The sequence below is a fragment of the Nostoc sp. genome (genome assembly GCF_036919595.1).
Classification (GTDB): Bacteria; Cyanobacteriota; Cyanobacteriia; order Cyanobacteriales; family Nostocaceae; genus Nostoc.
Map to the genome: position 1 here is coordinate 1 of NZ_JBALCO010000149.1, position 20,824 is coordinate 20,824.

At 41.8% G+C, this 20,824-nt stretch carries 18 protein-coding genes and 2 pseudogenes; 15 read left to right on the top strand and 5 right to left on the bottom strand.

Translation table 11 applies throughout. From position 1 onward, the window contains the following. Window positions 1-91: 91 nt before the first annotated feature. Both V7K21_RS30845 and V7K21_RS22710 read left to right on the top strand, forming a co-directional pair. A pseudogene (locus V7K21_RS30845) lies at window positions 92-226 on the top strand (DUF72 domain-containing protein); the annotation flags it as partial. Window positions 227-534: 308 nt separating this feature from the next. Continuing rightward, complete coding sequence (locus V7K21_RS22710) at window positions 535-981, top strand: hypothetical protein (protein ID WP_335177462.1); 447 nt, start codon at window positions 535-537, stop codon at window positions 979-981. 187 nt (window positions 982-1,168) lie between these two features. Here V7K21_RS22710 and V7K21_RS22715 read toward each other — a convergent pair. Next, window positions 1,169-1,362: pseudogene (locus V7K21_RS22715) on the bottom strand (CRISPR-associated endonuclease Cas2); the annotation flags it as partial. A gap of 143 nt (window positions 1,363-1,505) precedes the next feature. On the opposite strand from V7K21_RS22715, the gene der reads away from it, so the two are divergent. From der to V7K21_RS22730, 3 genes are all read left to right on the top strand, one after another. After that, window positions 1,506-2,876, top strand: a complete 1,371-nt coding sequence (gene der, locus V7K21_RS22720) for a ribosome biogenesis GTPase Der (RefSeq protein ID WP_335177463.1) — start codon at window positions 1,506-1,508, stop codon at window positions 2,874-2,876. Window positions 2,877-3,043: 167 nt separating this feature from the next. Further along, the gene (locus V7K21_RS22725; RefSeq protein WP_335177523.1) at window positions 3,044-4,093 is read left to right on the top strand and encodes an energy-coupling factor transporter transmembrane component T family protein; all 1,050 of its coding nucleotides are present in this window, start codon (window positions 3,044-3,046) and stop codon (window positions 4,091-4,093) included. A gap of 124 nt (window positions 4,094-4,217) precedes the next feature. Beyond that, a complete protein-coding gene (locus V7K21_RS22730) occupies window positions 4,218-5,729 on the top strand; it encodes an anthranilate synthase component I (protein ID WP_335177464.1) in 1,512 nt (503 codons plus the stop codon). A gap of 238 nt (window positions 5,730-5,967) precedes the next feature. Here V7K21_RS22730 and V7K21_RS22735 read toward each other — a convergent pair whose 3' ends face one another. After that, window positions 5,968-6,093: a hypothetical protein gene (locus tag V7K21_RS22735; RefSeq protein WP_335177465.1), complete on the bottom strand. Its 126-nt coding sequence runs from the start codon at window positions 6,091-6,093 to the stop codon at window positions 5,968-5,970. A 93-nt stretch (window positions 6,094-6,186) separates the two neighbouring features. On the opposite strand from V7K21_RS22735, the gene pipX reads away from it, so the two are divergent. The 5 genes from pipX to V7K21_RS22760 all read left to right on the top strand — a co-directional run bounded on the left by pipX (window position 6,187) and on the right by V7K21_RS22760 (window position 12,145). Beyond that, on the top strand, window positions 6,187-6,465 hold the full coding sequence (gene pipX / locus V7K21_RS22740) for a transcriptional coactivator PipX (protein WP_109010971.1): 279 nt from the start codon (window positions 6,187-6,189) through the stop codon (window positions 6,463-6,465). Continuing rightward, a complete protein-coding gene (locus V7K21_RS22745) occupies window positions 6,462-7,130 on the top strand; it encodes a YggS family pyridoxal phosphate-dependent enzyme (protein WP_335177466.1) in 669 nt (222 codons plus the stop codon). Before pipX ends, V7K21_RS22745 begins: the two co-directional genes overlap by 4 nt. A 385-nt stretch (window positions 7,131-7,515) precedes the next feature. After that, on the top strand, window positions 7,516-8,115 hold the full coding sequence (locus tag V7K21_RS22750) for a cell division protein SepF (protein ID WP_334721813.1): 600 nt from the start codon (window positions 7,516-7,518) through the stop codon (window positions 8,113-8,115). A 336-nt stretch (window positions 8,116-8,451) separates the two neighbouring features. Then, window positions 8,452-9,270: a pyrroline-5-carboxylate reductase gene (gene proC / locus V7K21_RS22755; RefSeq protein WP_335177467.1), complete on the top strand. Its 819-nt coding sequence runs from the start codon at window positions 8,452-8,454 to the stop codon at window positions 9,268-9,270. A 199-nt stretch (window positions 9,271-9,469) separates the two neighbouring features. Next, window positions 9,470-12,145, top strand: coding sequence for a DEAD/DEAH box helicase (locus tag V7K21_RS22760; RefSeq protein WP_335177468.1), 2,676 nt, complete (start codon window positions 9,470-9,472; stop codon window positions 12,143-12,145). Window positions 12,146-12,423: 278 nt separating this feature from the next. Here V7K21_RS22760 and V7K21_RS22765 read toward each other — a convergent pair whose 3' ends face one another. Next, entirely contained in the window at window positions 12,424-12,807 is a 384-nt protein-coding gene (locus V7K21_RS22765; RefSeq protein WP_335116463.1) for a hypothetical protein, read from the bottom strand. Window positions 12,808-13,656: 849 nt separating this feature from the next. Between V7K21_RS22765 and V7K21_RS22770 the strand changes: the two genes are divergently transcribed. From V7K21_RS22770 to V7K21_RS22780, 3 genes are all read left to right on the top strand, one after another. Next, the gene (locus V7K21_RS22770; protein WP_335177469.1) at window positions 13,657-15,651 is read left to right on the top strand and encodes a heavy metal translocating P-type ATPase; all 1,995 of its coding nucleotides are present in this window, start codon (window positions 13,657-13,659) and stop codon (window positions 15,649-15,651) included. A gap of 115 nt (window positions 15,652-15,766) precedes the next feature. Then, window positions 15,767-16,444 carry a hypothetical protein gene (locus tag V7K21_RS22775; protein ID WP_335177470.1) on the top strand — a complete coding sequence of 226 codons (678 nt, stop codon included), beginning with the start codon at window positions 15,767-15,769 and terminating at the stop codon, window positions 16,442-16,444. Window positions 16,445-16,673: 229 nt separating this feature from the next. After that, on the top strand, window positions 16,674-16,898 hold the full coding sequence (locus tag V7K21_RS22780; RefSeq protein WP_335177471.1) for a hypothetical protein: 225 nt from the start codon (window positions 16,674-16,676) through the stop codon (window positions 16,896-16,898). 8 nt (window positions 16,899-16,906) lie between these two features. On the opposite strand, the gene V7K21_RS30850 is transcribed toward V7K21_RS22780, so the two are convergent. Then, the gene (locus tag V7K21_RS30850; RefSeq protein ID WP_442948912.1) at window positions 16,907-17,098 is read right to left on the bottom strand and encodes a hypothetical protein; all 192 of its coding nucleotides are present in this window, start codon (window positions 17,096-17,098) and stop codon (window positions 16,907-16,909) included. Between the two features lie 264 nt (window positions 17,099-17,362). Between V7K21_RS30850 and V7K21_RS22790 the strand changes: the two genes are divergently transcribed. Both V7K21_RS22790 and V7K21_RS22795 read left to right on the top strand, forming a co-directional pair. Further along, entirely contained in the window at window positions 17,363-18,559 is a 1,197-nt protein-coding gene (locus V7K21_RS22790) for a HAMP domain-containing sensor histidine kinase (RefSeq protein ID WP_335177524.1), read from the top strand. A 222-nt stretch (window positions 18,560-18,781) separates the two neighbouring features. Continuing rightward, window positions 18,782-18,976 carry a hypothetical protein gene (locus V7K21_RS22795; protein ID WP_335177472.1) on the top strand — a complete coding sequence of 65 codons (195 nt, stop codon included), beginning with the start codon at window positions 18,782-18,784 and terminating at the stop codon, window positions 18,974-18,976. A 435-nt stretch (window positions 18,977-19,411) separates the two neighbouring features. Here the strand turns inward: V7K21_RS22795 and V7K21_RS22800 are convergent, their stop codons facing one another. Then, window positions 19,412-20,500: an aromatic ring-hydroxylating dioxygenase subunit alpha gene (locus tag V7K21_RS22800; protein ID WP_335177473.1), complete on the bottom strand. Its 1,089-nt coding sequence runs from the start codon at window positions 20,498-20,500 to the stop codon at window positions 19,412-19,414. Between the last annotated feature and the right edge of the window lie 324 nt (window positions 20,501-20,824).

Below are 20,824 nucleotides of genomic sequence, written 5' to 3' on the forward strand. Positions count from 1 at the left end.
TCGCAGCAATTTACAACTACGAGTTAAGTTTAGCTGTCTCAAAATTCCAAACCCCCACCATAACATAAAACTTATTTTGCAAGAGGTCTAATGTCCAATAGAAGCGCGATCGCCTAGCATAGCCCGTCACTTCCAACAGCTATTAGAACAAAGTGATACACCAGTTCCACCCCTACCTTGGAATAATCTTGAGCATCCCCCCAATCAGCTTAGTTTATGGTCTTGAAAGGTAGGGCGCAAGGGACAGAGGGATTAGGGGAATAGTCCCACAGAATGAAATTACTAATTTTTTAACTTTTACAAGATATCTAATGTTTAGTAATTAAAAAAAAGAGCGATAATTAGTGTTGCGATACTTTTCTGTTTAAGCTTCATACTGCTTTCTCCTTGACAAAAAGGGTAATAGCCCTATTTTTTAAATGGCGATCAGGGTTTAAGTAATGCATGAATATATCTAACAGAAAAGTATTGATTTTTAATGTGTATTTTATTTCAGCGATTTTTTTGATAGCAGTTACATCAAAGGAGGTTGAGATGAATCGTCTTCTTTATGAAAGTTCAGTCTCATACAAAGGATATCTCATCATTCCATTTGTTTTTGGGCAAGCTGATAATTACGAGATTTATTCGTATAAATTGCTATCTGAGATTGGGCACAGAAACCAATTTCATAAAGCAGAAAACCCAGCCAAAATCTATGGAAGTGGCGTTAGTAATATCGTTGATATTGCTAAAGAACATATTGATATTGCTCAAAATTCCGAGTTTATTCATCAGGGGGATAGTTTTAAGTCTCGCTACATTTATCGGAACAATTTGATTATCATCTTCCTAGAAGGGGACAAATGTTTTTATGACCATTACCCACCAGAGTTATTAAATAATATTGCAGCTCCAAAATTATTCAAATCCGAATATGAATGTCTGAGTTGGATTAAGCAAGGGCTTAATGGACGACATGTGTGGCAAAGAACTATTTGAATAAAGCAGGAGTTATCCAATTTTAGATTTTGAATTTTGGATTGAAGAGAAATCTAAAATTGGCAGAGTTAGGAGTAAAACAAGCTTAACATCTTGTTTTCACCTCGTTCCCAGCCTCTGACTGGAAACGAGGTTTTATGGGGATTCTAGGGTTTTTAAATGGTTGCTCTATTTACGCCGTGTTGTACTAGCTAGAAAGAGACTCAGCAAAGAAAATTGTTTCGTCCCGTGGCTGTTCTTTGCTAATACGTTCGACTTTTCGCTGACAATAGCCACAGAGAAAATAAAAGCGAACGCTATCGGTGTCGGGTTTAATCTAATTTAACTAAACGCGATCGCACCTTTAGCGTACTGAGTGGAAGTGATATCGCACTCAAGGACTTGAGCGTGTCTGCTGAAGCGCTGGGTAGCACGGTAGTTCCCATTGTTCAAATCCAATACTAGGGAAATTATTAAAATTTCAAGTTTAAAGTGAGTAAAATGTAAGTACGTGATATACTACGTCTCTGACTTACCCTGGTTTTATGGCACTGCCAATTGTTGCAATTATCGGACGCCCAAATGTGGGCAAATCCACCCTGGTTAATCGACTCGCCGGGGAACAAACGGCGATTGTCCATGATGAACCGGGAGTGACACGCGATCGCACTTACATGCCAGCTTTCTGGAATGGTCGCGAATTTTTAGTGGTAGATACTGGTGGTTTAGTTTTTAATGATGATACCGAATTTTTACCACTGATTCGCCAACAGGCAATGACAGCGCTTGCAGAAGCGTGTGCCGCTATTTTTGTAGTAGATGGTCAAGCAGGCCCCACATCGGCAGATTTAGAAATCGCCGAATGGATGCGCCAACAACGCGTACCTGTGCTACTAACTGTAAATAAATGTGAATCCCCAGAACAAGGCTTAATCCAAGCTGCCGAATTTTGGGAATTGGGATTGGGCGAACCCCACGCCATTTCCGCGATTCATGGCAGTGGTACAGGAGAGTTACTCGATGAGTTAATTAATCACATCCCTGCTATTGAGGACATCCCAGAAACGAATGAAATCAAAGTAGCAATTGTGGGACGCCCGAATGTGGGCAAATCGAGCTTACTCAATTCTTTTGTCGGGGAAGAGAGGGCAATTGTTAGCCCAATTTCCGGCACCACCCGCGATGCTATTGATACCGTCATTGAACGAGACGGACAAAGTTACCGCTTGATTGACACCGCTGGCATTCGCAAAAAGAAACACATAGAATACGGTACAGAATTCTTTAGTATTAACCGTGCTTTCAAAGCGATTCGCCGCGCGGACGTGGTTTTATTAGTACTAGATGCCGTAGATGGAGTCACTGAGCAAGACCAAAAATTAGCTGGGCGGATTATCGAAGAAGGTCGAGCTTGCATCATCGTCGTTAATAAGTGGGATGCTGTCGAAAAAGACTCTTACACAATCTACGATTACGAAAAAACTCTGCAATCACGGTTACATTTTACCGAATGGGCAGAAACAATCTTTGTGAGTGCCTTGTCAGGACAACGGGTAGAAAAAATTCTAGAGTTGGTGAAAACGGCGGCTGAATCACACAAACGCCGTGTCAGCACATCAGTTATTAACGAAGTCTTAACAGATGCCGTCAGTTGGCATTCACCGCCAGCATCCCGTGGTGGGCGTCAAGGCAAGATTTATTATGGTACACAAGTAAGTAGCCAACCACCAACGATCGCCTTATTTGTTAATGATTCCAAACGCTTTAACGACAACTACCGCCGCTACATTGAACGCCAATTCCGGCAACAGCTAGGATTCAAGGGCACGCCAATGATTTTACTGTGGCGGAGTAAAAAAGTCCGTGATGCCGAAATTGGTAATGTTAATAGAGCAACTCGCGTAAAATTAAGTTAGGAGTACAGACGCGATTAATCGCATCTGTACAGGAGTTATGAGTTAAAGTCAGAATTGCTTGCTAACTATAGAATCCTATCGACTTGAGTTGATAGCGGTACAAGGTGAAAGTTATGAGAGTTAAAGTTAAAACTCCTAACTCTTCACTCCTAACTCCTAACTTTAAAATGGATTTATTGCGATCGCTGCCACTTGGACTTTATTTAGAACAACCCCAAACTTGGCTGCATAAAATCGATCCGCGAGTCAAGTTCGCCTGGTTAATGAGCTTTTTAACAAGCTATATTTTGGCTAACATCTCTTGGCGGGTGCTACTGGTGGTAGTATTAATTATTGCCACCTTGATTGCCAGAATTCCTCGACGAGTATGGCAGCAGCAAATGGGTTGGCTGTTAATGCTATCATTCTTTGTCTTAGCGATCGGAGCGATCAGTCCTGATGGAATGGGTGTAGATTATCAGCCACGCGTAGGCGTCGTAGCTTGTGTTCCAAATGAAGTAGAAAACAACAACAAGAGTCAGAAGACACAAGTTGAGACAAAAGACAACGACAAGAGTCAGAAGACACGAGTTAAGACAAAAGATAACGACAAGAGTCAGAAGACACGAGTTAAGACAGAAGACAACGACAGGGTATTTCAGGAATGCCTAGATCGAGAGCAAGTAGTTGAGGAAAACAAATACTACGTGCTATTTCACAAAGGCCCAGTGAAAGTAACTCGCTATTCCTTGGATTTGGCAGTACGCCTGAGTACACTTATATTTACCGTGATTTACAGCACTAACTTGTATCTGTTGACAACCGCACCAGAAGAAATTACATCTGGCATAGAAAGCCTGATGCAACCCCTGCGACGCCTGAAGTTGCCTGTCACAGAAATTACTTTAACTTTAACCTTGTCCTTGCGCTTTATTCCCCTGGTATTAGAAGAAGTACAAAACTTATTTCGCTCCGTGATGACAAGGGCAATTAATTGGAAAAAGCTAGGATTGAAAGGAGGATTCAAAGTTTGGATGACAGTAGCAGAGAGACTGTTAGAAAATCTGCTCTTACGAGCCGATCAAATGGCGAATGCAATGATGGTGAGGGGTTTTACTAGTCCCAATGAGCATCGAGTGCAGTGGCACGACTTACGATTAAAAGGGCGTGACTGGCTTGCTATTGCAACTTTAATTTTATTTTGGGGAATACGGCTAGCTATAGGAACTCAGGTCTAATTTTGCGCCGAGAAAATGGTAATAGGTAATAGGTAATTGCATTTTGTCAGGGGTCAGTAGTCGTAGTTATTTGTACTCACTGCTGAAAACTGTTGACTAACTATTGACAACGCTTCTAAACAGTATGACCAAACCTTGGTATTGGCGATCGCTACCCTTAGAAAAGCGCACAGGTTCGGAAGTTTTTGCTACTCTTTTTCGCCCCACCGCCGCACCGGGAATTGCTACCCTACTAGAAAGTCCCTATCCAACGCCAATCGACCATCCTCAACTTAACCAATATTCTATCTGTGCAGGCGCTCCTCGCCTAGTAGATGGCATCCCACAGATATGGATACCAGAAGTAGGAGAGGTTTTTCCCTTCCTAGAAAAGTTGTTACAGCAAGGAGTAGCAGGCGATAAGGAGGAATTTACTCCCCCTACTTCCTATATCCCCTTTACTGGCGGTTGGTTGGGTTGGCTAGGTTACGATGTGGCATGGGAAATTGAACAGTTACCCCGTAATAAAATTGATCCCCTGCCCTTTCCCATAGCTTTTTGGTACGAACCAGATTGTTTTGCCGTTTTGGATCATGTACAACAAATTCTTTGGCTAGCCGCCAGTGATGCAAGTGGACTCAATGAGTTAGAAAAGAAGTTAGCAAAGAAAGACGCGGGGAAAGAATTTTCAGTGTCTCTCTGTGGCCGCATCCCCGTGTCCTCTTCGGTCCCCCTGTTTTTGACATCTCAAGCAGATTATGAAACAACTGTCAACCAGGTGAAAAAATATATTCAAGCTGGAGACATCTTTCAAGCAAATCTTTCATTGCGATTTCAAGCGTCTACATCGGCTTCTGGTTGGGAAATTTACCAAGCCTTGCAAAAGATCAATCCTTCACCTTTTGCCAGCTATTGGCAAACGCCTTGGGGGGAAGTGATCAGTTGTTCACCGGAACGGTTAGTAATGTTGCAAAATCGGCAAGCCGAAACCAGACCGATCGCCGGAACGCGATTGCGTGGTGTTACTCCAGAACAAGATATGCAACTGGCTCAAGATTTACTCAGCAACACTAAAGAACGTGCAGAACACATCATGCTAGTGGATTTAGAACGCAATGATTTAGGGCGAGTTTGTGAATGGGGAACGGTTACTGTTGACGAATTGCTGACAATTGAGCGATATAGCCATGTGATGCATCTTGTCAGCAACATCAAAGGTACTTTAAAAGGCGAATGCACTACCATTGATTTGATTCGCGCCACGCTCCCAGGTGGCACAATTACAGGTTGTCCTAAAGTCCGTTGCATGGAAATTATTGAAGAATTAGAACCTGTGCGGCGCAGCTTGTTCTACGGTTCTTGTGGCTATTTAGATTGGCGTGGTCATTTAGATTTAAATATCTTAATCCGCACCCTGCTACTAGCTCCCGCATCTCAACAAGGTGGGGGAGCAGGGAAGGGAGGGGAAGCAAATTTTTCTTCATCTTCCTCATCTCCCTACTCAAGACTCATCCCCCAGCACTCAGCACTCAACATTGTCTGGGGACAAGTTGGTGCGGGAATTGTCGCAGACAGCGATCCTGAGAGAGAATGGTATGAATCTCTGCACAAAGCTCAGGCACAACTTGCAGCACTGAGAATGCTAGATAATCAATAGAAGATAGTTTTCTTTGCTGTCTCCACTCTCCACTCCCCTATTCTGTTAGCTATTTTGTGCCATTGGGCAACAATTGTGGCAGTATAGAAAGAAGTCGAAAAGTTCGCTGTTACCGTTGGGAACTTCAAAGGGTGTTTTTCCTGGCAACGCCGAACTTCGACAATAGGATTAGGACTATTTTGTGCCTTGTCCCTACAGATTGGTAAATTGAAGTCACCAAAGCAGATGGTGATGTTTATCAACCAGCCTCTACTCTGTAGAATCTACCCTTTGCGGCTTCTGTTGTACCATTTCGCTTCACTACCACTAGCTTCATCTGCCCATTAGGAACTAGATCAAGGTCTTCGTAACCGCAGTTTTGCATTTTAAGCAAATATTCAGGCGAATGTTGGTATTATCGTCTGAATGTTTGGAATTCACTGCGAAAAGATATACATACTCCCACCTTGACTCTTAAATGAATCCAGAAAACGCAGAAACTTACATAAACCATCCAACTTGGGGTTTACTCTACAAAATCTGTATGGTTGATGAGAACCAGGATTTGTTCACCACACTTTATGCCCAGCGCTTATTTTTTTTGGTAGCAAATGACGTTAAAGGTGTTAAATTCCAGTCTCTAGGACGTACTGAGGCTAGAATGATGTTGGAAAATCGCTTACGTACCCTGCGTCGCAGTGGACAATCTCAGGAGTACGATCAGCTTCAGAGTGTTTTCCAACGCACCTTCCAATGAGCAGTTCGATTTACGAACGTATTGTTTCCATTCGCTCCTCACTGCCAACTTCAGTCCGATTGATTGCTATTAGCAAGCAAGTTTCTGCCCAGGCCATTCGGTCTGCCTATGTCGCAGGAATTCGTGATTTTGGGGAGAGTCGTATCCAAGAAGCCGCCAGCAAACAAGCCGAGTTGCAAGACTTACCGGATATTACCTGGCACTTTATTGGACATTTGCAAAGCAATAAAGCCAAAAAAGCCATCGAGCAATTCCCTTGGATTCACTCCGTCGATAACTTGAAGCTGGCACAGCGCTTAGATCAATTGGCGCAACAGCTAGGAGTGAGTCCCCAGGTTTGCCTGCAAGTGAAAATTCTCCCCGATCCCAACAAGTCCGGTTGGAGTGTGCCAGAACTTTTGGCTGATTTACCCACACTCAATCAATACAAAAGTTTACAAATTCAAGGTTTGATGACAATTCCGCCTTCAGGATTAAATGCTCCGGAAATTTTGAATGTGTTTAATCTCAATCGTGAGCTAGCAAAAAAAATCCAGGAGCAAAACTGGTCACACATTAAAATGCAGCAACTATCTATGGGTATGTCAGGCGACTACGAACTGGCAGTGCAAGCAGGCGCAACGATGGTACGATTAGGAACAATATTGTTTGGCGATCGCTCTTAGCCTATTGATCATCAGCCTTGGAGGTCAGTATTAATAGAGATCAGGATTTGATGACAAGAATTTTGTAACAGACTGGTGCAATTGGAAACAAAGGATATAGTATTGACAAGAGCAATCGCCAAGGGAAAATGGGGTATAAAGAACTTACCTTCGGAGAAACCTTAGGATATAATCTTGACTCATTATTATGTTTAGGCGATGCACAGACCTTTCCAAGAAGTGTCAGTTCATCGCCAAAACCCGTAGTATAGGCTACAAATCAGCAATACACTTGCTGAAGTATGCACCGATGTAGCGTAGTTTACCGCCGTAGGCATCGCTCCTAGTTCAATCAATCCTAAGCCAAGTAAAAACAGGCTATTCGCACCAGGAGAGTACACACACAATGAACAACATCTTTTCCAAACTCAGAGACTTTGTGGGTCTAAATGAGCAAGTGGAATACGAGTATTACGAAGAAGAACCAGAAACAGATAATAATTACCAAAATCTGTATCAGCAAGAAAATCCTCAACCAGCACCACAAGAGAGCGCAACCGCTCAAAATCGACGCTGGCGGGAACCAGTGCCTACAATGGGAGATGATATAGCAGCAGGTTCAAAGCCAATGGGGAATGTGATTGGTATGCCAGGAGCAATTAACGGAATTTCGGAAGTTTTAGTCCTCGAACCACGCACCTTTGAAGAAATGCCCCAGGCAATTCAAGCGCTGCGAGAACGCAAGTCAGTAGTATTAAATCTGACAATAATGGACCCAGATCAAGCTCAACGAGCAGTAGATTTTGTTGCAGGTGGTACTTACGCACTAGATGGACATCAAGAGCGCATCGGTGAGAGCATCTTCTTGTTTACGCCAAGCTGTGTCCAAGTTAGCACCCAAGGTGGCGTTCTTCATGAAGTACCACAACCACCAGCCCGTCCGTCTCGTCCTACAGGTTCTCCAAATCAAACCTGGGGCAACGAAACCAACCGGATGGCACAATAAAGTTAAATTAGTTGTTAGTCCTTTGTCCTTTGTCATTTGTCGTGGGTTTTAATCATAATGACAAATGACAAACGACTAATGACTAATGACGCTTACGGGTGACGCTACGCACAGTTGTTAACGCTACGCAACTCTTAGAGACGCTGCGTGAACGCTAAGGCCAGTCACTCATGGGAAGCAACTGCGGTGGACAGGTTCCCCGGCATAAAGGAGGCAGTGCGCCCAAGCGGTTTCTCGACTTGTCCCTTGTGCCTCTCCTGTCTTGAGAAGCAACTGCCGTAAAGTGGCGTGGCAACCCCCTCTCCAGAGCGCTGGCTCGTTAATGACTAATGATCAATGACTATAAAATTTGGCTTAATTGGTGGTGGGGTAATGGGAGAAGCGCTCTTATCCCGTTTAATTACCCGTGGAATTTATCAATCATCAGAAGTGATAATTAGCGAACCACTATCTTCACGTCTAGATTTTTTAAAACAGCAATACGATGTTGCTGTGACGAGAGATAATAGCCAGGTTTTCACCGCAGCAAAAGAAGTTGTCTTTTTGGCAGTGAAACCGCAGGTGTTTAGCGCGATCGCTCAAGAATTAGCAGATATTGAGATTGTTAATAGAGAACACTCACCCGTAATCATTTCCATCTTAGCGGGTGTGCCTTTAAGCCAGCTAGAAGCTGCATTTGTGCAATTGCCAGTTATTAGAGCAATGCCCAACACCCCAGCAACCGTGGGGGCGGGAATTACTGCAATTTGTTTAGGTGCATACACCAGCCCCAAGCACCACCAAATAGCACAGCAAGTTTTTTCTGCTGTGGGGGAAGTGGTAGAAGTGTCAGAAGGGTTGATGGATGCTGTTACAGGGCTATCTGGTAGCGGCCCGGCTTACGTGGCGCTCTTGGTAGAAGCACTTGCTGATGGTGGAGTAGCCGCAGGTTTACCTAGAACAATTGCCAATCAGCTAGCCTTGCAAACCGTATTGGGCACAGCGAAACTGTTGGAGTCAACCAAACTGCACCCAGCAGAACTCAAAGATCGGGTTACCAGTCCTGGTGGTACAACCATTGCGGGGATTGCCAAGCTAGAACAGGCAGGATTTCGTTCAGCTTTAATTGAAGCAGTAAAAGCTGCCACAGAGCGATCGCAAGAGCTGGGAAAATGAAAAATGGGGCATAGCGTATGGGAAATGAAGACTCAGGAAAAGTTTTCAATGCCCAATACTTTGACGCCGCTGGTTACTGAGCGTAGCCTAAGTATCAGTACAAGTGCCCAATGCCCAATGCCCAATTCCCAAATCCCCCTAACGAAGTTGACAAAAGACTCGTTAGTATAGTAAACAATCTGGTTGCAAATGTGATTGAGTGAATTATCCTGCGCCGTCTCCAGAACTTGACTTAGGGTCTATATTTCCCTTTGAACTGGATCAGTTTCAAAAAGAAGCGATCGCGTCCCTGAACGCCGGACGCTCCGTAGTCGTGTGTGCCCCCACAGGTTCGGGCAAAACATTAATCGGGGAATACGCCATTTATCGCGCCCTGTCGCGAGGAAAACGTGTATTTTATACTACTCCCCTAAAAGCGCTGTCGAACCAAAAATTACGTGACTTTCGAGAAAAATTTGGGTTTGATCAAGTCGGACTGTTAACTGGAGATGCTTCCATTAATAGGGATGCACCGATTTTGGTGATGACTACAGAAATTTTCCGAAATATGCTCTATGGCACACCCATTGGGCAAATTGGCATCTCATTAGTAGACGTTGACGCCGTGATCCTTGATGAGTGCCACTACATGAATGATCGCCAGCGCGGTACAGTTTGGGAAGAATCAATCATCTATTGTCCTCGGGAAGTGCAACTGGCAGCCCTCTCAGCAACTGTTGCCAACAGCGATCAACTCACCGACTGGCTAAATCGCGTTCACGGTCCAACAAACCTGATTTACTCCGATTTTCGCCCAGTCCCCTTGGAATTTCACTTTTGCAATCCCAAAGGGTTATTTCCCCTGCTGAATGATAGCAAAACCAAAATTAACCCCCGTCTTCAGAAGAAGAAGGGGAGAGGGGGAGAAAGGGAGAAGGGGAGAAGTGGTAGACCGGAGGCTCCTGGCATCATTTATACCTTGAGCCAGTTAGAGCAACGAGATATGCTACCAGCGATTTACTTTATCTTCAGCCGCCGGGGATGTGATAAAGCGGTGGCAGAAGTGGGTGATTTATGGCTGGTAAATAATGAAGAGTCCCAGATTTTGCGCCAACAAATTGATGACTTTTTAGTCCGCAATCCCGAAGCAGGGCGTTCTGGACAAATTGCACCCCTATACCGAGGAATTGCCGCTCACCACGCCGGAATTTTACCTGCTTGGAAAGCACTGGTAGAAGAACTATTTCAGCAGGGGCTGATTAAAGTAGTATTTGCCACTGAGACACTAGCAGCCGGAATTAATATGCCCGCCCGGACAACGGTAATTTCTACCCTTTCCAAGCGTACCGACACTGGACACCGCCTGTTGAATGCTTCCGAATTCTTGCAAATGGCGGGACGGGCAGGCCGCCGGGGGATGGATAAACAAGGTCATGTGGTGACAGTCCAAACTCCCTTTGAAGGAGCCAAAGAAGCCGCGTATTTGGGAACATCCAAGCCAGACCCCCTAGTAAGCCAGTTTACGCCCAGTTATGGCATGGTACTCAATTTGCTGCAAACTCACACCCTAGAGCAAACCAGGGAACTCATAGAACGCAGCTTTGGGCAGTACATGGCTACCTTGCATTTAAGACCAGAATATGACGAGATTGCCGAACTGGAAACACAATTAGCTCAACTTCATGAGCAAATCGCCGCAGTTGATGAAAATGAACTGGCTGTTTATGAGAAATTGCGGCAACGCCTGAAAGTGGAACGCCAGATATTGAAAACCCTGCAAGAGCAAGCGCAGGATGATAGACAACAAGAATTGGGGATGATGTTGGGCTTTGCAGTCTCAGGAACTCTGTTGAGTCTTAAAGGCAAAAATATCACAGTGCCTTCACCTGTAACCGCAATCTTAGTGGGAAAATCACCTAGTTCTGGTCAAGCTCCTTACTTGGTATGCTTGGGGCACGATAACCGCTGGTATGTAGCAACAACAGGGGATGTAGTCGATTTGTATGCCGAACTGCCGCGAGTTGAAGTGCCACCTGATGTACTACCACCGCCAGAGATGCCCTTGAAACCAGGACAATCGCGCCGTGGTAGTCAAGAAACCTTTGCGATCGCTGGACGTATTCCCAATCCGATAGAATCTTTGTATCTGGCACCAGAAGTAACAGAACAACTCAGTCGCACTGCCGCCATCCAAGAGCAATTAGAAGCTCATCCCTTACATCAATCAGGCAATGCTGCCACGCTTTTCAAGCGTCGCGCCCGCTATGTCGAATTAGAAGCCGAACTCGAACAGTTGAAAGAGCAAGTAGAGCAACAGTCACAACGTCATTGGGAAGAATTTCTCAATTTAATTTCAATTCTGCAACACTTTGGCGCTTTAGATAACTTAGTCCCCACACAATTAGGGCGAATCGCTGCCGCCATTCGAGGGGAGAATGAATTGTGGTTGGGTTTAGTATTCGCTAGTGGTGAATTGGACAACTTAGATCCACACCATTTAGCCGCCGCCGCTGCCGCTTTGGTGATGGAAACGCCTCGTCCAGATAGCAAGGTTAACTTTGAGCTTAGTAATGAAGTGGCAGAAGCCTTGAAAAAATTGCGGGGAATTCGCCACCAAATGTTCCACCGACAACGGCGGTATAACGTAGCGCTGCCTATATGGTTGGAATTTGAGTTAATTGCCATAGTGGAACAATGGGCGCTAGGAATGGAGTGGACAGAACTCTGCGAGAACACCACCTTGGATGAAGGCGATGTAGTGAGAATTTTACGGCGGACGTTGGATTTATTATCGCAAATCCCCCACGTTCCCCATTTGCCACACTCTTTCCAGCGTAATGCCCATCGGGCGATGCAGTTGATTGATAGATTCCCTGTGAATGAGGTGGTTGAATGAACAGAAAGCTCTTACGCACAGAGACTATTTGATAATTTCTTTGCGTGAAAGCCTCTGTCCATCTTTACCTCTTTTTCTCTATGTCCGTCTTCTTTGTCAACATTAATTTGAGGCCTTTGAAGTACTGCTACAAACTGCCCCAACAATGAATTTAGATTTGACCAAACAATAGTAGTAGCAAGTGGTTAAAAGTGCTTTTTTGGTTTCGTATATGTTTTATACGTGATTAATCACGTGTACGTAACAGAAGCTATAATCCCTGTCAACGCTTTTCAATCCTAATAAACCAAGTTTCCAGTACCCTGCAACTGTCGCAAAGAATTTATACACAATGGACAGTCACATCCAAATAACTGAATTGCCCGATCGCTTTCCGCATCAGTAAAGTTCAACATGGCAATATTCTGATCTGATACTGATGTGACAATAGTTGAGGAACGTGTAGATGAGGTATACGGTTGCTTTCTCTCTGAATCTCGAATGCACACAAAATCTTTTGCCCCATGTGGGTTAGTAATACAGGTACGACCGTCTTGTGTGTGCATTAATTTCTGTGTAATACTAGTACTAGCATGGGCAGGATGAAATACTGCCAGCGTAGACATCATCGACACGAAAATAGAGGAACTGGAAAGCAAATTCAGGATAATTTTTTTGTTCATAGATTTGCTTGAGAAAATTGTCTACTAGTTTAGGGTATTATATTCACTTTCAAACTTCAAGTGAATTTTCCCTAAGAATAGCTAGCTTGACACTTGTTAGTCAACAAAGTTCCGTATCTACCCAGTTTGAGTACAAAGTAGTTGCTATAGCAGAATTCACAAGTCAAGCAGGCTTTATGTCTAAATTTGATTCCTAACCTAAGTTGTGTACTTCACAAAATTTAAATCTGCTGTATATTCCTAACAATTCTATTTCGTTATATACATAAACCGTCTATAACTCAAGTTCCAGTCTAATAACTAAAGTCTGTTTTAACGGACTATAAACTTTTCTCAGTCGTCTTTACACGACTTTCACGATTAAACTGATGAATTCATTCTGAAGTGAGCTAGATAAGAATGAAATAGCTCTGATATTCCAAGATAGTGATTGTTTGCTTGATGTTAAGTATAAGGGCTTAATTAAATTAAAGCTCGTAGTCAGCGCCTCTAGTACAGCACGGCGTAAATAAGCAGACCATTGAAAAGCCCTAAAGAGCTTATTCCATATACTTTTGACTTTTGACTTTTGCCTTGCGGCTCTAGCCCTTTAAAATCTTATACAGAGCGATAAATCTCTGACTACGAACAAAAACTATATCTGATATTATTCTATACAATTATGAACTGCTATCGTTATCTTTACAAAATTAAAAATCTTGATTTTAACTAAAAGATAGGACAAATATTTAATAATAAATATGATATAGATTCTCATTCTAAAATTATCAACTTGTAAAAACTTATTTTTTTGATTACATTTGAAAAAAGGCTCATATATCAAGTAATTTACTAGCCTCAACAAAAAAAATGAAGCAGAAAGTACATTTAGAATCATCAGGTTGTTTCAACTGTGAACATGACCATCACGAGAATCATAACCATGATCATAATCACAATCATCATGAGAATCATAACCATGATCACGATCACGATCACGGTGGAGAATTAAATCTGAAAAATGAGGTATTACCTTTGGTAGTGATTTTAAGTTTATATGCACCTGGTGTAATTTTTGAAAATCAATTACACAATACATTCTACTCAATAGGTGAATATTTACTTTTTATCCCTGCTTATTTATTAAGTGGATGGAGTGTTTTAAAAACTGCTGGGCGCAATATACTCAGAGGTAGAGTATTTGATGAAACATTTTTGATGGCAGTAGCGACATTAGGGGCGATCGCAATTCATAAATTACCCGAAGCTGTCGGAGTCATGCTATTTTATAAAATTGGGGAATTATTTCAAGATATTGCCGTTAGTCGTTCTCGTAATTCTATTAAAGCTTTATTAGAAGTTCGCCCAGACTATGCCAATATCCAAATAGACGGAGAACTCAAGAAAGTATCGCCAGAAACAGTAAAGATTGGGGATATTATCGTTGTCAAGCCTGGAGAAAAGATTCCTTTAGATGGTGAGATTATAGATGGTAATTCGCAAGTTGATACATCTGCATTAACTGGAGAATCTGTACCGCGAACGGTGAGGCTGGGAGAGACAGTTTTAGCTGGGATGATCAATAAAATGGGTGTTCTCAAGATTAAAGTAACAAAACTTTTTGATGAATCTTCCATTGCTAAGATATTAGACTTGGTGCAAAATGCCAAAAGTAAAAAAGCAGAAACAGAGAAGTTTATTACTAAATTTGCCCGATATTATACGCCAATAGTAGTTTTTACATCTATAGCAGTTGCTTTGTTACCTCCTTTGTTGATTTCTGGCGCAACTTCTTCAGAATGGGTTTATCGGGCCTTAATTTTATTAGTTATTTCCTGTCCGTGTGGACTAGTTATCAGTATTCCATTAGGTTACTTTGGAGGTGTGGGAGGTGCTGCTAAACGTGGTATTTTGGTTAAAGGCTCTACGTTTTTAGATAGTTTAAATGCAGTTAATACAGTTGTTTTTGATAAAACCGGAACGTTAACTAAAGGAGTCTTTAAAGTAGCAGAAATAGTACCACAGAATGGCTTTGATGAACAAGAATTGTTGCAATTGGCAGCCAAACTAGAATCGCATTCAAATCATCCTATTGCCCAATCTATCCGCAATGCTTATGGTGAAAAAATAGATGCATTTGATGTGAGAGATTATGAAGAAATAGCAGGTTATGGAATTAGAGCCAAGGTTGAAAATCAGGTGGTAATAGCGGGAAGCGATCGCCTATTGCATAGAGAGAAGATTGCTCATGATAATTGCCAGTCAGAGGGAACAGTTATTCATCTAGCAGTGGATAATATTTACGCTGGGTATATTGTCATTGCTGATGAACTTAAAGAAGATGCGAGACACGCTATTCAAGCACTCAAGCGAATAGGTGTAGAGAAAACAGTAATGTTGACAGGAGATAATCAAGCGATCGCCTCCCAGATAGCTCAACAGCTTGGCATAGATACTTATGAAGCAGAGTTACTACCTGAAGAAAAAGTCAATGCCATTGAGAAGTTACTTAGCAGCGCCGGTAAGCATGGTAAAGTTGCTTTCATTGGGGATGGTATTAATGACGCGCCAGTGATTGCTAGAGCAGATGTTGGTATGGCAATGGGTGGGTTAGGCTCAGATGCAGCCATAGAGACTGCTGATATTGTGATCATGACAGATGCACCATCAAAAGTGGCAGAAGCAATACAAATTGCTAGAAAAACAAGGCAAATTGTTTGGCAAAATATTGGGTTTGCTTTAGCAATTAAAGTTGTATTTATTGGATTGGGTATTTTCGGGATAGCAACAATGTGGGAAGCTGTCTTTGCTGATGTCGGAGTAGCAATGCTTGCAATTTTCAACGCAACTAGAGCGATGAAATAAAATTCTTGGGAAATCAGGAATTCATAATTGGGAAATTGTATAAGTTAAAACTAAAGAGTAAGGAGTTATTTATTTAACGCTTCTTACTCATATTCTGCTACCCCAAATGGAACCCATGAATTCATCAATCAAAGGCATTGCTACAGCTACTTTAGCTTTACTGCTAAACTATTCAGCAAACCCAGCCTTTGCACTACCCCAGCAAATTAATCATCCAGTGACCGTTGCTAAATCGCAACCATTAACAGACACCTTGATTGTTCCTGGGGAAAGAGTGGGGCCGATTACACGCAAAACCACCAAGCAAGATTTAGTGAAGCTGTTTGGTGCATCCCATCTCGTTGATAAAACCATTTCTGGTGCTGAAGGAATGGGTAGTTTTGCAGCTACTCACTTAAATCTAAATCAGGGGCGATCGCTGTTGGTAGTTTGGAGTGATAATACTCGTACTAAACCTCTAGATGTGCGTAACTTGGGTTCAGCTTGGAAAACTCGCGAAGGTATCGGTGTCGGAACCCCCTTGAGCGAGTTACACAAGAAATTAGGTAACTTTAAACTTTATGGATTGGCGTGGGACTACGGCGGTACTATTTTGTTGGATAGTAGTAAATTATCCCGCTATCAAGGCAAACTGATTTTACGAGTAGACACGGCTCCCAATGCTTACGAAAAGTTCCCTGATGACTACCAAGCAGTTTCTGGGGACAGTACTTTTTCCTCCAGCAATCCCCACTGGAAACCTCTGGGAATCAGGCTAGCACAAATTATTGTTGTATTGAATGCAAGTGAGTAGTAGTATGCTAAACATTAGTTTGCTTGCTAGGGCGTAGAGAGACTATGGAGACGACGTTCTTATACTAAGTCTGGAACTGGTAAATTACTGACAGAATAAATTACGTAAGTGACATCTAATGTCGCAATCATGTTTTAGCTATTGAAACCAGACACAGTAAACCATATTGCTAAATCGATAATCTGGCTAGTCGTCTTGAGTTAAGATTATTGACTCAAAAAGTACCTGGATGTCCTCTGAGCAGCATTTACAGCACAAACGCTATCCATTACAGGAGCATTATAACCTGGTAGCCCAGAAGTTAAAAAGGTTGCGTCGTGATTATGCGATCGCAGCAGATACTCTCATTTGCTTGCAATTAGAAAAGCAAATTGAACAAACTGAAGCTGAACTAAACGAATTGGCTCAACAGCTTGATGATCTCGAACGAGCTTTATTGAGACTCATTCAGTAGGAGCCTTTCTAATCCACATCAGATACTGGCGCAAATTTAAGCGCGTCTAGTCTGTTTTTTACTACAAACCCCTTGTTTTCTCGCCTATCAACACTCAATGGCAGAGAACAAAGGGCATAATAATGTTCAAAGCCTGTTTGGTGTGCATCAGATTCCAAGCGATAACCGTATTTGAGATTTGCTCGACGAGGTAGAACCATCTCAGATATTTCCGATGTTTTGGGAGATTTTCAAAGTGTTGGAGCAAACGGATCACTTATCAGGTTTTTGGTGATTCAAGATATGATTTAAAGTTAGATCCCGAAAGGGTTTTACAGTTTTCTGTTATCTATTTTGCGGCACAGTTGCCGAAACATTTGTGCCAGTTGCGTAAGTCCTGCCTCAGTTGCCAATATTACCTTAAACGGCCTAAGCTAGCTTTAGCCAAAGGGACTTCTCGTTTAATGTCTTGGATTGAGCATAAGATGGATTTTAGTCAAACTCTAAGTCAGAAAAGTAATGCCATTATTGAACAATGGGTAAAAGCAGTTTACCAGGATGAACAAATCGAAGCTACTAAAGAGCTAACTTTTAAAGCTGTACAAGATAGCTTACCGCGCATTTTGAAAGCATTAGCAACAGTACTTTCTGAATCAGCAACCAGCGATTTACAGACGGTAGTGGATGCAAGCCTGGAACACGGCACACTTCGCGCTGAACAAGGATTTGAGCCAGCAGAAATTGCACGAGAGTATCGTTTACTCAGAGTTGTGATTTTTTCTTTTTTAGAAGAAGATTTATTAAATGCGTCTCCGCAAGAGGTATTACGGGCGGTTTGCCTGATTGATATGATAATTGATGAAGCGATCGCCCGTTGTTTTCACAGTTATACTCAAGGGCGAATACAAGAGTTTAAACAAGTGCAAAGTCAGTTGCAGTTGACTAACCAAGAACTAACTCGTTTAGTTCGTGCCGGTAAAGAAGGTCTATCTCATTTGGCTCACGAAATGAAAACGCCCCTAACTTCAATTATTGGTTATGCAGACTTATTTTTACGTCAGCAGCGTCAACAAGCAGAACTTAAGGATTCTTATACAAATCTTGAAAGTATCGAGCGAGTCCTCAAGAATGGTAGGCTTCTTGTCCGTTTAATCAACGATACTCTAGAAATTTCGCGTTATGATACTGGGCAAATGATATTGCAGCCAACTCTCACTAATGTACATGATTTAATCAACTTAGTTATAGAGATGATTGAACCGTTAGCGCAGTCCAAAGAATTATCTTTAGTAGTTGATTTTGATCGCGCTCCCAAGCAAGTTACTACAGATCCACTCCGGCTTCAACAAATTGTTACCAATTTGCTGAGTAATGCAATTCGCTATACACAAACAGGTTCAATTCTTTTAGAGTGCTGGATGGAATCTCAACAGCAGTGGGCTATCTCTGTTACTGATAGTGGTATTGGTATTTCCCCAGAGGCTCAAACACAAATCTTCAATCCCTATTTTCGTGCTGTAACTTATCCCCAAGTACAAAGTATTGATGGTACAGGATTAGGTTTAGCAATAGTCTCTCAATTTGTCCACTTAATGCATGGCGAGATTAAAGTAAATTCAGAGTTAGGAAAAGGTTCTACATTTACAGTATTTTTACCATCAGAACTGAGCGCTCAGATATAATACTAATTCGTAATTCGTAATTAAGATTTAGCAATCTAAATCATTCGGAAAAATCAATTATACATAAATAGTAACCCTTTAGGGGAGTACGCCTGCGGCGCACCCCCCAGTTATTGATAGGTAGTTCGTAGGAGCATCAGGCCCGCAGCACCCGTTTGTAGATAAAGTGTTAGATTTAGGCGATAATTTTCCCCTTGTTATTACGCAGGTGGAAGTAAATTTTTGCCTAGTAAAGCAGCAACTATTGAAACTAACCCATCTGCTACTAGCTTAACTGCTGGAGGGCGACGGCGATCGCAAAAAAAACTAGACGCACTTCAAGCAGAATTTGACATCCGCAGCGAGAAGTTTAAGCAGATGAAAAAAGCTGTAACAATTGAGGCTGGTACGACCGTTAAGTTTCAATTAGAACAGTAGCTTCTTGATGAAGAGGCAAAACTGGCACATCTTGGCAATGAACTGGATAAAATTGAGTCTGCATTGCAATCATGAGACTTATGTAAATATACAGTTATTTGGCAGATGGAAATCAGGATTTCCCCACTTGGAAAACAAGGAAAATAGAGATATTCAGGTAATTGGTGTTTGTTTATACTATTTCAAATTTTTGTAGTGGTTATACTCATGACTTAGGTTCTACCTGGGAATTAGGAAGTGGCTTTGCCACTTCTTTTTATTAATCTGGTAGCCCAGGAAAAAAATAAATTAAAAGTTAAAAGTAATTTGTTGAACTTTTAACTTTTATTAGTTTTTATATCATGTGCGTTTAATTGACCATAAAATAATTAGCCTGTTAAATTACAGTTTTGTATCCAGGCAGTCTGACAAAATTCTGGTCATATAGACATGATATTAGTCATTACTCATTGTATCTTCCCATCTCTCACGCTTGGGCTTGCTCTCCACATCGCGCGATCGCGTTTCTTGCCAAGTCCCCCACATTAGGGATTGCTGTTTTTCAACATAGTTAATAAACTGCATGATTGACTGATCTGCTTTGATGGGAGTTTTCAAATCAAACTGAATTGTTTGGACAATCTTAATGTCACCCATGAGAAAGTACTTAGCTACAATCTTGGTCAGCCATAGCACAACTCGATTGCATAACCAACCAAAAATTCCTTTAGATTTTTTGGTCATCAACAATATTTGACCTTCAGTTTTTCCCTCTTCGTGGAGGCGAACTGCAACCATCATGTGAACATGGAAGAAATCGGGACCAACTGTCACAATGCCAATGCTGCCGTACCAATAGCAAATACTGTAAGTTATGGCATTTTTGTAGAAAAGACGGATGAGCTTAATGAAAAAGGAATTGTTTTTGATGGGTGTAGTGTTACTGAAGATAATAGCATTCTCGTTCAGTTCCTGTCTTTCAAAAATAACTTCTATTGGCAGTTTGTGAATTGTATTGAGATGTTGAGCATCGATTGCATTAATCATTACCACATTCGGGTGACAGTTCATCACAAAATGGGAAGTAATAGCAACATCACACTCTTTTTCTTCTAACTCTGGAACAAAAGGTAGAGGTTGCTGTGGTATTTCTCCAGTCCAAATCCAAATCATCCCGTACTTCTCAGCAGTAGGCCAAGTTTGTAACTTCAAGGAAAATGGTGTATCTAAACATGGGATATCAATACACATCCCTTCAGCATCAAACTTCCAGTGGTGGAAAAAACAACGTAGTGCATTACCCTCAACTTTGCCTTCAGCAAGGTGAGCGCCCATATGCGGACAGTAGGCATCAAAGGTAACTACTCTTTTGTCTTTCCCACGGTAAATCGCTAATTCTCTGCCCAAAATAGTGACAGGTTTTACTTCACCCACCCGCAGATTTCGAGAGGGTATTACCCAATACCATCCCTCAATAAAACGCTCTGGATTATTGAAAATTTTAGGTTTACGGGTTGAGCTAAAAGTCTGCGAGTTGAGATTCATTTTTATAGTTTCACTTGAGGTGAAGCAGTTAATCTAGAAGTAACATGCGAACTAAAAAAAAACAGTTACTTTAAGTACCATGACAAACAGTTACCTGATCAATGGATAAAATTAGAGAGGTAAAATATTTAGTTAAGTTTATTAAATAAAAATGTTAAATTTAAGTAAATCAGCGGAAACAATTAAAGGTTGGTAGTGAATTATTCAAATTTTTAATTAGATAAAAATTTCAACTACTGATGCCAATATTTTGCTAAACTCTCAAATGTGTTAATAAATCAGGAAAATATGTAATAATAATTACAATGTTTGGGAAAATCTGCC

Coding starts and splice junctions, on each gene's coding strand:
- V7K21_RS22800 (WP_335177473.1), bottom strand. CDS start 20,500: ATGAATCTCAACTCGCAGACTTTTAGCTCAACCCGTAAACCTAAAATT.
- V7K21_RS22735 (WP_335177465.1), bottom strand. CDS start 6,093: ATGCAAAACTGCGGTTACGAAGACCTTGATCTAGTTCCTAATGGGCAG.
- V7K21_RS22790 (WP_335177524.1), top strand. CDS start 17,363: ATGGATTTTAGTCAAACTCTAAGTCAGAAAAGTAATGCCATTATTGAA.
- V7K21_RS22745 (WP_335177466.1), top strand. CDS start 6,462: ATGAGCAGTTCGATTTACGAACGTATTGTTTCCATTCGCTCCTCACTG.
- der (WP_335177463.1), top strand. CDS start 1,506: ATGGCACTGCCAATTGTTGCAATTATCGGACGCCCAAATGTGGGCAAA.
- V7K21_RS22710 (WP_335177462.1), top strand. CDS start 535: ATGAATCGTCTTCTTTATGAAAGTTCAGTCTCATACAAAGGATATCTC.
- V7K21_RS22780 (WP_335177471.1), top strand. CDS start 16,674: ATGTCCTCTGAGCAGCATTTACAGCACAAACGCTATCCATTACAGGAG.
- V7K21_RS22765 (WP_335116463.1), bottom strand. CDS start 12,807: ATGAACAAAAAAATTATCCTGAATTTGCTTTCCAGTTCCTCTATTTTC.
- pipX (WP_109010971.1), top strand. CDS start 6,187: ATGAATCCAGAAAACGCAGAAACTTACATAAACCATCCAACTTGGGGT.
- V7K21_RS22775 (WP_335177470.1), top strand. CDS start 15,767: ATGAATTCATCAATCAAAGGCATTGCTACAGCTACTTTAGCTTTACTG.
- V7K21_RS30850 (WP_442948912.1), bottom strand. CDS start 17,098: ATGGTTCTACCTCGTCGAGCAAATCTCAAATACGGTTATCGCTTGGAA.
- V7K21_RS22725 (WP_335177523.1), top strand. CDS start 3,044: ATGGATTTATTGCGATCGCTGCCACTTGGACTTTATTTAGAACAACCC.
- V7K21_RS22770 (WP_335177469.1), top strand. CDS start 13,657: ATGAAGCAGAAAGTACATTTAGAATCATCAGGTTGTTTCAACTGTGAA.
- V7K21_RS22750 (WP_334721813.1), top strand. CDS start 7,516: ATGAACAACATCTTTTCCAAACTCAGAGACTTTGTGGGTCTAAATGAG.
- proC (WP_335177467.1), top strand. CDS start 8,452: ATGACTATAAAATTTGGCTTAATTGGTGGTGGGGTAATGGGAGAAGCG.
- V7K21_RS22730 (WP_335177464.1), top strand. CDS start 4,218: ATGACCAAACCTTGGTATTGGCGATCGCTACCCTTAGAAAAGCGCACA.